9 protein-coding genes and 1 tRNA gene are annotated in these 13,525 nt (G+C 41.1%); 6 read left to right on the forward strand and 4 right to left on the reverse strand.

Annotated features, from left to right (window positions below):
- Nucleotides 1-53: 53 nt before the first annotated feature.
- The gene (locus CLV94_RS07835) at nt 54-788 is read right to left on the reverse strand and encodes a DUF6261 family protein (RefSeq protein WP_121375845.1); all 735 of its coding nucleotides are present in this window, start codon (nt 786-788) and stop codon (nt 54-56) included.
- A 938-nt stretch (nt 789-1,726) separates the two neighbouring features.
- Between CLV94_RS07835 and CLV94_RS07840 the strand changes: the two genes are divergently transcribed.
- Together CLV94_RS07840 and CLV94_RS07845 are read left to right on the forward strand one after the other, a co-directional pair.
- Complete coding sequence (locus CLV94_RS07840) at nt 1,727-1,933, forward strand: helix-turn-helix domain-containing protein (protein ID WP_121375846.1); 207 nt, start codon at nt 1,727-1,729, stop codon at nt 1,931-1,933.
- Complete coding sequence (locus tag CLV94_RS07845; protein ID WP_121375847.1) at nt 1,926-3,905, forward strand: DUF2075 domain-containing protein; 1,980 nt, start codon at nt 1,926-1,928, stop codon at nt 3,903-3,905. Before CLV94_RS07840 ends, CLV94_RS07845 begins: the two co-directional genes overlap by 8 nt.
- A gap of 111 nt (nt 3,906-4,016) precedes the next feature.
- Here the strand turns inward: CLV94_RS07845 and CLV94_RS07850 are convergent, their stop codons facing one another.
- The 3 genes from CLV94_RS07850 to rseP form a co-directional block, all read right to left on the reverse strand.
- Nucleotides 4,017-7,196: a T9SS type A sorting domain-containing protein gene (locus CLV94_RS07850; protein WP_211331182.1), complete on the reverse strand. Its 3,180-nt coding sequence runs from the start codon at nt 7,194-7,196 to the stop codon at nt 4,017-4,019.
- A 149-nt stretch (nt 7,197-7,345) separates the two neighbouring features.
- Nucleotides 7,346-7,419: transfer RNA gene (locus CLV94_RS07855), tRNA-Asn, on the reverse strand.
- A gap of 86 nt (nt 7,420-7,505) precedes the next feature.
- Nucleotides 7,506-8,843 carry an RIP metalloprotease RseP gene (gene rseP / locus CLV94_RS07860; protein ID WP_121375849.1) on the reverse strand — a complete coding sequence of 446 codons (1,338 nt, stop codon included), beginning with the start codon at nt 8,841-8,843 and terminating at the stop codon, nt 7,506-7,508.
- 224 nt (nt 8,844-9,067) lie between these two features.
- Between rseP and CLV94_RS07865 the strand changes: the two genes are divergently transcribed.
- From CLV94_RS07865 to CLV94_RS07880, 4 genes are all read left to right on the forward strand, one after another.
- Nucleotides 9,068-10,111: a Gfo/Idh/MocA family oxidoreductase gene (locus CLV94_RS07865; protein WP_121375850.1), complete on the forward strand. Its 1,044-nt coding sequence runs from the start codon at nt 9,068-9,070 to the stop codon at nt 10,109-10,111.
- Between the two features lie 65 nt (nt 10,112-10,176).
- On the forward strand, nt 10,177-11,127 hold the full coding sequence (locus CLV94_RS07870; RefSeq protein ID WP_121375851.1) for an aldo/keto reductase: 951 nt from the start codon (nt 10,177-10,179) through the stop codon (nt 11,125-11,127).
- A gap of 126 nt (nt 11,128-11,253) precedes the next feature.
- On the forward strand, nt 11,254-12,240 hold the full coding sequence (locus tag CLV94_RS07875) for a 2-hydroxyacid dehydrogenase (RefSeq protein WP_121375852.1): 987 nt from the start codon (nt 11,254-11,256) through the stop codon (nt 12,238-12,240).
- Between the two features lie 72 nt (nt 12,241-12,312).
- The gene (locus tag CLV94_RS07880; protein ID WP_121375853.1) at nt 12,313-13,518 is read left to right on the forward strand and encodes an MFS transporter; all 1,206 of its coding nucleotides are present in this window, start codon (nt 12,313-12,315) and stop codon (nt 13,516-13,518) included.
- Nucleotides 13,519-13,525 lie beyond the last annotated feature (7 nt).

Consider the following 13,525-nt stretch of genomic DNA (forward strand, 5'->3'; position numbering starts at 1 on the left):
TAAAACAGACAATCCCGGCATTATGTCGGGATTGTTTGTTGATTTATAGTTCGTTATATTCTCGGATCGGTACCCGCAGCCGTGCCTTTTCGGCGGGCGATCAGGTCAGAAAAATAGCTTCTTCCGGTGTTCAAGATCGTAAGCAGTTCTGCATAAAACGGCGTGTTTTTTCTTTTTGCCATCACTAGCACATATTCGGCCAGGTCTTTATAGGTTTCCAATATCTTTTTGCGGAGCGCCTTGGTATCAAAAACCTCGGTGGTGTTGATGTTGGTCGAACGGTTGCTGAACAGCGTCTTGAAGTTGGTATTCGCCATTTCCAGATTCATCAGGTGTTTTTCGAGTCCAAGCTTTGTGGCGGCCGCCGAAAACCGCGTGCTTCGTATTTCGGCGATAAAGTTGTCTAGTGCCAGGCTTTCGGCTTCAAAATTCATGTGTTCTACACGTTTATAGGTCCTGAGCAGGGTCATGAGGAGGTCGTAGGCTTTCTTTTCGTCTTCATCATCGGTGTGTCGGAACGTGCTGACCACAGTGCGTACCGTCGTCATCTTTCTGTCTCGGATGTAATCCAGATCCATCAGTTTTTTAGATTCGGCCCAGCTTTGGATCTGCATCAGTGCGCGGTCATAAATAGGGGATTGTTGCAGGAGGCTCTGGTAGAGGGCATTGAATTCGGCATCTTCTGTCGGTACCAGAGTAGAGTTCTTAAAGTCAGTCAGGAATCGGATGATAAATTGTCCGGATTCTACATACTGTAAATGACTTGTGTTTAATTTGTGAAGTTTCATGGCTATTATGTTTAAATTGTTAATAATACCGCTATAACGTATATAAAAACAAAATATTTTATTTTAATGTTATTTTTTATAATAAAATATAACAAATAATGTTGTTTTATATTAAAAATGATGGTTGATGGCTTCTTTCGGCTTAAAAAAAGCCGTCTAACATAGTTGACAGGCTAAAGTGAGGTCATTTTGAGGTGTCTAACACAGTTGACAGCTTCTTTCAGCTCGGGAGAAGCCGTCTAACAGAGTTGACAGGCTAAAGTGAGGTCGTTTTGAGGTGTCTAACACAGTTGACAGCTTCTTTCAGCTCGGGAGAAGCCGTCTAACACAGTTGACAGGCTAAAGTGAGGTCATTTTAAGGTGTCTAACACAGTTGACAGCTTCTTTCAACTCGGGAGAAGCCGTCTAACACAGTTGACAGGCTAAAGTGAGGTCGTTTTAAGATGTCTAACACAGTTGACAGCTTCTTTCAACTCGGGAGAAGCCGTCTAACACAGTTGACAGGCTAAAGTGAGGTCATTTTGAGGTGTCCAACACAGTTGACAGCTATAGTAAATTTGTTTTTAGGGGGTCATCGCGTTGAGTCTTGGAATTGAAATTTCCTTAAAACGATTCTGTAGTATATCGGAACGAATTAATGACAGAAGCTGACGGATATTCATTGTCCAAAATTTCCATTTTGTTTTGATGTATGTTTGGACTGAAATTTAAGATTACGACGCATAGCGGCGTAAATACCTTGAAGTGGTTAAGGGGTAAATATAGATTGGTTAATGAAAAGCCTGATATGAAAGTATTGGGCTTTTTTTTGTTAATCGTATGTTGTTGTTAAGGAAGGTTGGTGGAATGTCAGCTATTGATTTGATCAGTTTTATTTTTATAAAAAAGCAGACTGGACTCCGTTGTTTTATAGTCATCATTTTCCAATTTTTGTTAGTATGGATATAAAGCAAAAATTTGGGCTTAAGATAAAAGAACTTAGAAAACTAAGAGGACTGTCGCAAGAAAAGCTAGCTAATCTCGCGGAAATTGATAGAACCTATTTGCCAACTATTGAAAAGGGCGAAAGAAATGTTTCAATTGAGATTATTGAAAGGTTAGCTATTGCTCTTGGTGTTAAAATAAAAGACTTATTCGATGAATAGGGCTTTTTATTCAAATTTTGCAGACAAGTTTGTCTTAGAAAATTCTGATTCTATTTTTGGACAAATTACACGTAATTATGATTTGCACAAACTAAACATCCAACAAGCAAATGCGTGGAAAGAGCAAATTGTTATTTTAAAAAATTCCTTAGACAATTTATCAGGTAAAATATATTTTGAGTTTACTATCCCTAGAATGGGAAAGAGAGTTGATAATATATTGATTGTAGACAATTGCATTTTTATTTTAGAATTTAAAATAGGATCAAAGCTTTATGATAAATATGCAAAAGACCAAGTTTTTGATTATGGTCTAGATTTGAATAATTTTCATGAGGGAAGTCATAATAAGATAATTCTACCAATTCTAATATCGGATAAAGCGGTACCTATTGAACCACAGTTTAATCCAATCTATGAAAACTTATACGACACAATTGTTGCGAACTCCAATAACTTAAATAAGATTTTAAAACAATGTATTGTATATTTTAAGGATAAGGATAAAAAAATAGATATTTCGAATTGGGAAAATTCTATTTATAAACCAACCCCAACTATTATAGAGGCGGCGACAATATTATTCAAAAACCATTCTGTAGAAGATATTTCACGAAATGATGCTGGGGAAAATCTTACGGTAACTTCATCGAGGATTTCGGAAATTATAGATTCTTCTAAATTAAATAAGAAAAAATCAATTTGTTTCATAACCGGTGTTCCCGGAGCTGGGAAAACTTTGGCAGGTTTGAATATTGCGAATCTACGACTAAGTCATGAAGACGAAGAACATGCGGTTTTTCTTTCTGGGAATGTTCCTTTAGTTGAGGTTTTAAAAGCCGCATTAATTCAAGACAAATTTAAAAATCCTAAAGAAGAAGGTTTGCTTTCTAGAAAAAGTATCGAAAGTCAGCCAGTAAAAAAGCTTATACAAAACATACATCATTTTAGAGACGCTTATATCAAGGAAAAAAAAGCTCCGATTGAAAAAGTAGCCATTTTTGATGAAGCACAAAGAGCATGGACAAAAGAACAAGCCTCAAAATTCATGCGTACAAATAAAAATAATTTTGAGTTCAATATGTCTGAGCCGGAATTTCTTATTAAAGTAATGGATAGGCATGAGGATTGGTGTACTATTGTTTGTTTAGTTGGTGGAGGTCAAGAAATCAATACGGGCGAAATAGGTCTTGAAGGGTGGATTTTACCTTTCAAGAATAAGTTTCAAAATTGGAATATATATTATTCTTCAGAAATTGAAAAAGATACTACCTATATCAAGGATGAAAAAGTTTTAGAGATATTAAAGGAAAGAAAAGCAAAAAAAGAATCAGCGCTACATTTATCAGTTTCTCTACGATCGTTTAGAAGCGCCCAATTGTCAAATTTTGTTCATCAAATTGTAGCAAATGATTTAGATGAGGCCAAAAGAATTTATAAACAATCTATAGAAAAAGACTATCCTATAAAAATAACGAGAAATTTGGCTACTGCTAAAAATTGGCTTAAAGGTAAAGCCAAAGGTTCTGATAGGATAGGTATAGTAGCATCTTCTGGAGCACATAGATTAAAACCATTTGGTATTAATGCTAAAACAAAGATTTCTGCACCGCATTGGTTTTTAAATGGTAAAGAAGATGTCCGTTCTTCTTTTTTTCTAGAAGAAATTGCTACCGAGTTTTTTGTTCAAGGTCTTGAGCTGGATTACGTTTGTATTGCTTGGGATGGAAATTTCTTTTATAATGAAAATAAGTGGAATTTTAAGAAGTTTATAGGGACTCAATGGAATAACATAAATAATGAAGAAAAGAAAGGCTACTTGCTTAATTCTTATAGGGTCTTATTAACTAGAGCGAGACAAGGAATGGTAATTTTTATTCCCGAAGGAGATCGTGAAGATCATACTAGACCTTCAACAATATATGATGGGACTTTTGAATTTTTTAAAAATATTGGTATTGAGGAGATTTAGATGAAAAGTAAAAAATGATATTTACGAGATATCCTAAATCTAATGAAATAAAAAAGACGACCATTTCCGGTCGTCTTTTCTTTTACTCCCTCCCAGGCTCAAATCTATAAATTATTTAATAATGACTTTCTTCGTAAAAACTACGTTTTGTGAATTTACTGCTTTTAATATATAAACACCCTTTTGAATCCCCTTTATGTCTATAGTGGTGATTCCTTCGTTTAATTGAATGTTTTTTATGATTAGTTTTCCAGTTAAATCGAATAAGTTTCCTTCCAGAATACTGTTTTCTTGTGAAGAATAGACGTTTAGAAAATTATCGGCTGGATTTGGGAATACAGTAATGGTTTCTTTTGGAGTTTCTTTTGTAACCTTTGAGTTATTTCTTTCTTGATCAAGTTCTGAAAGCAATAAAATGGGTGCAGAATCAATCATGATCGTATTTGTAGAAACTACTTCTGTATTTCCATATAAATCTTTTTTGAAGCCAATTCCCCAATCCTGATTTATACTATATGAATTTGCTTGGTTTTTTTCATTCCATAAAATGTATTCGGAACTGTTGGTGGAAGGATTAAAAATTTTCACTACCCAGTTTCCGAGATGATCTATTGATTTATCCTGTATGCTTTTTCCAACAAGCCAATCGGTAAGATGGGCATAAGCAGTTCCTGCAATTGTTAAGACAGAATTTGTGCCGGAATTTGATACGCTTAGTGTAGTGCCGGAATTGACCCAATTTTCAGTAGAGGATATATACGGTTCCCAAAAATACCAATTGAAATTTTTGACATCATAAAGCCATTGAACAATATAGGCTCTTGAAACGGCGCCAATTCTTCTTTTTTGGCAAGCTACATCGCCGCTAGCGCAAGGACCGTCAAAGCCTTCGGTATTTGAACCTTCTGTATTCCAGATAGGGATGTTGTTGAGTCCGTAATTATCTAATAAATTTCTATAGCCAAAAAATATTCCGATATCGCTTTCGGGATTAGCCCCTGTATATTTATGAAATGAAAACACATCAAAATAATAATTGCCGTTACATTTAAAAAGAAAATCGCTAGCTCCGGTAGATGTAGTGAAATTAGGCGATAATATGATATTGTTTGGGTTTATTTCTTTTAAAATAGTATATGCCGATTCAGCAAGTTTGTTTAATGTTATTCCGCTATTGTCATTACCATTACCTTGATTAAAAAACACTTCAACCTCATTCCAAATTTCCCAGTACTTAATTTTGTTATTATACCTTTCCCCGATTTTCTGGACGTAGTCCTCCCATTGATATAGCATATTTCCCGATACCGATTGATACGCTGAAGGAATATAATCAGCAAAAGGAATGGTACTATTTGAAGCCCAATTAGGAGACATTCCAAGAGTATAAATAATTTCACAGCCAGGATCATTGTCGTTTCTCTTGTTAACATATAAATCAAGTCTGTCCCAATTTAATTGATCATCGGAAGGCTCAAGGTCAGACCATTTTGTACCGGTATCCCACATTCTTAGCATGCCAAAATTTACTGGAGGCCATACTTGATGTGCATTTGGATTATGTATCACATCTTCATCTGAACCTAATTTATTAATGTGCATGCCGAAAAATGATCGAGGGATAGCATGGCCTAATGTAGAAGCGGAAACATTTTTTTGTTTAATAATGTCAGTGACATCTACTACGCTAGCGTTATCAACATATAAGGTGCCCGTGTTTCTGAAGTCCACAAAAAAATCTACAGAATACACTTGATCTTCATCAACATTGCTTCCTAGGCCGCCAATTATTTCAATTTTTTGCCATTGATCGGAAACTCTTAAAGTTTTTGCTGAAGAAATTCGTGGAGTATGAAGTAATGTTGATCTTAACGTAAAATCAATTTCGACATTATCTGGAGATTTTACCCAAATTGAAGCTTTGTATATCTTGCTTCCTTTTGCTTCAAATCTCTGAAAATAATGAAAAATGGAAGGTTTAGAACTGAGAGTAATCTTTTGACAACTTAAGCCGTTATACGGACTGCAATTATCTTCTGAAAAGATTACAGAAGTTGAACCACCCCAATTTACAGTATAGTCGTAGTTTTGAGAAATGCCTATATTATTATAATCGTATTCAAAATCACCATTTTTTAAAATATTTTCTAATCCATTTTCAATATTTTCTAATGTTAAGTCTGTAATGTCTGTAACACTCGCATTTTCTAAATAAACGGTGCCGGTAGATTTAAAATTTATAAAAAAATCAAGGTTGTGTGAATGACTTAAGGAAACCAAATTTTTTGTGTCTCCAAAAATTTCAATTTTTTGCCATTCGTTAGGAACGACATTAAAGATTTTATTCGCGATAAATGGATTATATAGGCTTCTTGATCTTAAAGCAAATTCTACCTCAAAGTTATTGCTTGTGGGCTTAATCCAGATACTTGCTTTCAGCTTCCTGTTGGGTTGAACATATAGTCCTTGAGCAAAGTAACAGTATTCATTTATGGAGTTTATGACGACCTTTTGACAAGCTCGTCCTGATATCGAATTATCAGTGTCTTTTGAGAAAACTATATCTGATGCTGGGTTAACGCCCCAATTAGGATTGAAAAAATAAGGAGAAGCACAACCAAGAAATTCACCAGAGGTACCATAGTTTCCTTCAAAATTTGGATTTGAGATTAGATTTGTTGTGCTGTCTATTAAATTGGTTTCGTCAGTAACACTGGCGTCATCTAAATATAGGGTGCCAGATGTTTTAAAGTTTAAGAAGAAATAAAATTTATTTTCGTTATTTCCATTGATTAAACAATTTGTATTGCCAACTACTTCTATCTTTTGCCATTGATTGTTGTTTTCTAGTTCAAATTCTTTAGAAACGATATGCTGGAAACTAGGTACATCAGATCGTATAATTAAATCTACTTTTTGTTTTGGAGATCCTGTGGGCACTATTTCTGGTTTTATCCAAATACTTGCTTTTAATGTTCTCTCGCCTTTTACCATAAATTCTTGAGCAAAATAGGAATATCCCGAAATAGTCTGGATTACTACTTTTTGACTGCTTGGAGCGGTTCTTGAGACAGACGTGCTTTTAGAAAAATTGATAACAGAAGAAGGATTGCCATTCCAGTTAGGATTGTAAAAATAATTGGGAGCACAGCCAGCATATTCCCCATTAATGCCATATGTGCCATCAAAACTTGGATTTAACAATAAGTTTTGTGAAAAAGAATTGGCATTCGCTAATAACAAGATGTAAAAAAGAATTTTTTTTAGAATCTTTAGATTGTTTTTCTTCATATTTTCTATAAAAGTTTTCATGTAACGATATGAATCAAAAGTATCGAAAATATATGTTCTTTGGATATCTAGTTTTAGCTAAGAACAATTTTATAGAAAATATAGAAAACAAAAAAGACGACCATTTCTGATCGTCTTTTCTTTTTCTGCTCCCCCTCTTGGGCTCGAACCAAGGACCCTCTGATTAACAGTCAGATGCTCTAACCAACTGAGCTAAGGAGGAAGGCGTATTGCCTTTTAAAGCGGTGCAAATATAAGGCGAAATTTATTTCTTGCAAATAAAAACGAAGAAATTTTTCAATTTTTTTTCTATTTCACGATGGCCTTATAAATGTCGTTGCCATTAGCAAACAGTACCAGTGCTATAAGTATAAAGAAGCCAACCACTTGGGCGCGCTCTAGGAATTTTTCGCTCGGTTTTCTTCTGGTAATCATTTCAAACAATAAAAACATCACGTGGCCGCCATCCAGTGCCGGAATCGGCAGCAGGTTCATTACGCCCAGCATGATCGATAAGAACGCCGTGATGGTCCAGAAATACTCCCAGCTCCATACGCTCGGAAAAACATTAAAGATGGCATAGAAGCCGCCCACGCCCTTATAAGCGCCCGTATCTGGATTGACGATCGCCTTTAGCTGCGTAAAGTAGCGTCCCAGCTCGTCTTTGCTTCTTTGGATTCCCGCCGGAAACGATTCTGCAAAAGAAAACGTCTCGCGGCTGATTTTATAGTAGCCTAATTTCTCTAAGTTTTCTGCCTTAAGGCCGCCTTGCACAACGCCCAGTTTGCCGTCTTTGCCAACCGTCAGCTTGACGTGCTCTTCCTTTTCTTTTCTAAAAATAACCGCGTCAAACGTCTTTCCAGGGTTTGCCTCGTTAAAGGCCACAATCTCGTCGGCATAACGCATCTTTTGGCCGTTGATGCTCAAGATCACGTCCCCTTTTTCAAGCGTATTTATATTGGGCGAATTCTCTGCAATGCTGCTTACCGTAAACGGAATGCGCAATTTCAGATAGCTCTTTTCCTCTTTCATCACCGTAGCCAATAAGTCTACCGGAAGCTTGAGTTCCTGCGTCACGCCATCTCTATTGATCGTCGCTGTCTTCGCAAAATTTACGTTGTACTGTACGTCGTCAAATTTCTCGACCTTCTTGCCGTCGATCGCCAAGATCTTGTCGCCTGTCTTGAATCCGATTTTTTCTCCGACAGGGCTGGTTACCCAGATGCCGTCTTTTACTTCAGAATTCGCGATATACGTATTGCCATAAACATAGGCCATGCCGATGTAGATGATGATAGCCAAGACAAAATTTACGGTAACGCCGCCCAGCATGATAATCAAACGCTGCCAAGCCGGCTTAGAACGGAATTCCCACGGCTGCGGCGGGAGGGCCATCTGCTCCTTGTCCATGCTTTCGTCGATCATGCCCGAGATCTTGACGTAGCCGCCCAGCGGCAGCCAGCCGATCCCGTATTCCGTTTCGCCGATTTTTTTCTTCAGAAGCGAAAATTTGACGTCAAAGAAAAGATAGAATTTCTCTACCCTTGTCTTGAATAATTTGGCCGGGATAAAATGCCCCATTTCATGAAGCACGATCAGCAAGGATAAACTCAACAAAAACTGCGAGAGCTTAATAACTATTTCCATTTTGTAGTTTTAGATTCAATAATTGCGAACAAAAATAGTGTTTTCTATTTACTTACGGCGGGATTATTCATTTTTCAATATTTTAAATGTTTGTTAATCTTTCCAATCCCGATTCCTACTTTATAAGATGTCCGTAACTTTACTTTTTCGAATCCCGAGGCACCCTGCCGACGGCCGAAACCAAAAACAGCGCTCCGGCGCCCTTCGCACCAAAACCACTACGGATGAAAAAGATAAAAACCGCCCTGCTTTCCTATGGAATGTCAGGCAAAGTATTCCATGCGCCCTTCCTCGCGCTGCACCCGGGCTTTGAATTGGCCGGCTCGTGGGAGCGCAGCAAAAAGCTCGTGCACGAAGACTATCCCGAAGCCCGAAGCTACGATTCGCTCGAAGCCCTGCTGCAAGACGCTACCCTCGACCTTGTGATTGTCAACACCCCTGTAGAAACCCACTTCGACTATGCCAAGCAGGCCCTGCTGGCCGGAAAGAACGTGCTGGTCGAAAAAGCCTTTACGACCACGGTAGCCGAAGCCGAAGAACTCAAGGCTCTTGCCAAAGAACACGGACTAAAGCTGGCCGTTTTCCAGAACCGCCGATGGGACAGCGACTTCAAGACCGTCAAGCAGGTCTTGGACCGCGACATCTTGGGAGAGATCGTAGAAGCAGAAATTCATTTTGACCGCTATAATCCCAACCTGAGTCCTAAGATCCATAAAGAAACTGCCAATGCCGGAGCCGGAATACTGAAAGACCTAGGCTCGCACATCATCGACCAGGCGCTGACCCTGTTTGGCTTTCCGGAAGCGCTCTATGCCGATATCCGCGTGACAAGAGACCATTCTATCGTAGACGATTATTTCGACCTGCTGCTCTATTACCCGCGCTTCCGCGTACGGTTGAAAGCCGGCTTTTTTGTGCGCGAAGCCCTGCCGTCGTATATCATTCACGGCAAGAAAGGCTCTTTCTTGAAAAGCCGCGGCGACGTACAAGAAGACGAGCTGAAGCTTGGCAAAAAGCCGAACCGCGAGCAATGGGGCATCGAGCCCGACTATAAGGCCGGACTGCTGCATACCGAAGTCAACAGCGTAGTCATCCGCGAGATCGTACCGACGCTGCACGGCAACTACTTTGAGTTTTTTGACGGATTGTACGAAGCCATTGCCAACGGTGCCGAAGAACCCGTTACCGCCCAAGACGGCGTAAATGTGATGCGGATTATTGAAGCGGCGGTGGAGAGTGATGGAGGGAAGAAGCTAGTAGCATTTTGAATTAAGAACTATCAACTAAGAACTAAGAACTATCAACTATCAATTATCAATTATCAACTATAACCATGAAAAAACAACAACTAGGAAACACAGATCTCTATATCTACCCGATTGCGTTTGGAGGAAACGTTTTTGGATGGACGCTGGATGAGAAAAAATCATTCGAGATACTGAACGGCTTTACCGAAGCTGGATTTAATTTTATAGATACGGCCGATGTCTATTCGCGCTGGGCTCCCGGAAATACGGGCGGCGAATCCGAACGCATTATCGGCAAATGGCTCAAGGAAAAGAAAAACCGCCACGACATTGTCCTGACCACCAAAGTAGGTTCCGATATGGGCGATGGCAAAAAGGGATTGAAAAAAGCCTATATCCTTAAAGCCATTGAAGACTCGCTGCAGCGGCTCAAGACCGACTATCTCGACCTGTACCAGACGCACTTTGACGATGTAGAAACGCCCGTTGAAGAAACGCTCGAAGCCTATGCCCAATTAGAAAAAGACGGAAAGATCCGCTGGATCGGAACTTCTAACATGGCGCCAGAACGCATCAAGGCCTCGCTCGAAGCCAGTGCCGCCAAAGGACTGCCGCGCTACCAGACCCTGCAGCCCCATTATAACCTTTATGCCAGAGAAAAATACGAAACCAATTACGAAGCCCTTGCTTTAGAAAACAACCTCGGCGTGATTACCTATTTCTCGCTCGAAAGCGGCTTCCTGACCGGAAAGTACAGAACCAAGGCCGATCTAGCTAAAAGCCCTAGAGGCGGCGATATGGACAAGTATTTTGACGAACGCGGCCTGAAAATACTAGCCGCCCTCGACGAAGTGTCCAAACACCACAAAGCCACGCCTGCCGCTGTAGCCCTCGCTTGGCTGCTTCACAAGCCTTCGGTTACCGCGCCTATCGTGAGCGCGACGAGCACGAGCCAGTTGGAGAGCATTATCTTGGCGCCGAACCTTACCCTCGATGCAGAAGCGATGCAGTTGTTGGATGATGCGAGCAGTTGGTAATTTAGGATTGTTGATTTGGGATTTTAGATTTAGGATAAGACCTAACGAAAGATCTTGATAAACAAATTTGTTAATCGTAAAGTTGCCGAAGCCGAGAACACAGAACCACACCCAAAACCATAAGAAATGAAAGTCTTTATCACCAGAATAATTCCCGAGGCCGGACTGCGCCTTTTCCGCGAGGCGGGAATTGAGATTACACAATGGGAAGAAAAGCGCGAGCTGACCCAGCAGGAACTTATCGACCATTGTAAGCAGGCCGATGCGTTGCTCACGGCGGGCCGCTCTACCATCAACGCCGCTTTCTTGAAAGAATGCAGCCACCTGAAAGCCGTTTCGCTATTTGCCGTAGGCTATGACAATGTAGACGTTCCCGAAGCCACGCGGCTCGGCATTCCGATCGGGCACACGCCAGACGTATTGAGCAAGGCGACTGCCGATATCGCTTTCCTGCTGATGCAGAACACGGCGCGCAAGGCTTTTTTCCACCACAAGAGAATCCTGAACGGCGACTGGAACTTTTTCGAGCCTATGGCCAACATCGGGCTCGACCTGCAAGGAAAGACTTTGGGCGTTTTCGGGCTCGGCAAGATCGGCTTTGAGATGGCCAAGTCGTGCAAGGGTGCTTTTGAGATGGACATTCTCTATCATAACCGCAGCCAGAATGCGGAAGCCGAAGAAAAGCTGCAGGCCAAAAAAGTATCGTTTGAAGAATTGCTCGCACAGAGCGACGTGATTTCGGTGCACGCCAATCTTACCGAAGAGACCAAAGGACTTTTTAATAAGGAGACTTTTGGCAAGATGAAGCCCAATGCTATTTTCGTAAACACGGCCCGAGGCGCCATCCACAACGAAGAAGACTTGCTGGAAGCCCTGCAGCAAAAGACCATCTGGGGAGCCGGACTTGACGTGACCAATCCGGAACCGATGGACAAAGACAATGTGCTGTTGAGCCTGCCGAACGTGGCGGTGCTGCCGCACATCGGCTCGTCTACCGAAGAAACCCGCAACAACATGGCCATCTTGGCAGCGAAAAACGCGATTGCAGGAATCCGCAACGAACGCCTGCCGAAAGTGGTGAATCCGGAAGTGTACGAAAGCAAAAAAAGCTAGAACAGTTTCTTGCCTAATAGAAATATCGGACATTTGCTGCTTTATTGCATGCCGCGCTAATTATTGCCTTTTATGGAATTCAGATTTATCAACAGATTCAATACCCGCCCGAAGCTCAAGGGCTACAAACACGCCAAGGAGTCGTACCTAAAAAGGATACGCTGGGCGGTCTCGCTTTTTTATTTTGCAATGGGACTGTGCTTTGCCACTTGGGCAAGCCGTATCCCAGACATCAAGGCTTCGCTGCACTTGAGCGAAAGCGACTTGGGTTCTATTCTGTTTGCGCTGCCTTTCGGTCAGCTCGTTATCATGCCTTTTTCGGGCAAGCTCGTCACCAAATACGGCAGCCATAGGATATTGCTCTTTTCGCTGGCCTTTTATGCGCTTGCGCTTACCAACCTAGGACTGGCGACAAAGCCGTGGCATCTTTCGGCCGGGCTTTTCTTATTCGGCATCTTCGGAAACCTGAGCAATATTGCCGTGAACACGCAGGGCGTTTATACCGAAGAGCTTTTTAAAAGGACAATCATGTCGTCTTTTCATGGTGCATGGAGCACGGCAGGCTTTACGGGTGCCTTGATTGGTATTGCCATGCTGGCCTTGAAGCTGACGCCGTTGCAGCATTTTGCGATCACGGCTGTTATCGTTTTTGTGCTGATGGGCGCCAATTATAAATTCCTCATCAAGGCGAAAGAAAAGAAAAACAAGGAGAAGAAAAAGCTTTTTGCCAAGCCCGACAGCGTGCTGATCTGGCTGGGCGTCATCGGTTTCTGCTGTATGGCAAGCGAGGGCGTAATGTTTGACTGGAGTGGCGTCTATTTTAAAGAAGTCGTGAAAGCGCCCGGTCCGTTGGTGATTTTGGGCTATACATCTTTCATGATCATGATGGCTTCGGGCCGATTCTTGGGCGACAGGCTGATTTTTAAGTACGGAAGAAAAAGAGTATTGCAGGTGAGCGGCTTATTGATTTCGATCGGGCTGTTTACTTCGGTCTTTTTGCCGTACTTGGTTCCGTCGACGCTGGCTTTTATGCTCGTGGGACTTGGCGTTTCGACCATCGTGCCGACCGTCTACAGCATCGCCGGAAAAAACACGACGGTGGCTCCGGGCGAGGCGCTTACGATTGTTTCGAGCGTGAGCTTTTTAGGCTTTTTGATGGGGCCGCCTGTCATCGGTTATATTGCCGAAGCCTACGGACTGCAGTTTTCGTTTGCGTTTATCGGAATCTTTGGAGTATTGATTGCCTTTATGGTCAGCCGCATCAAAGCCATTGCCTAACGTATTT

The organism is Flavobacterium endophyticum (genome assembly GCF_003634455.1).
In the GTDB taxonomy this organism is placed as follows: domain Bacteria; phylum Bacteroidota; class Bacteroidia; order Flavobacteriales; family Flavobacteriaceae; genus Flavobacterium; species Flavobacterium endophyticum.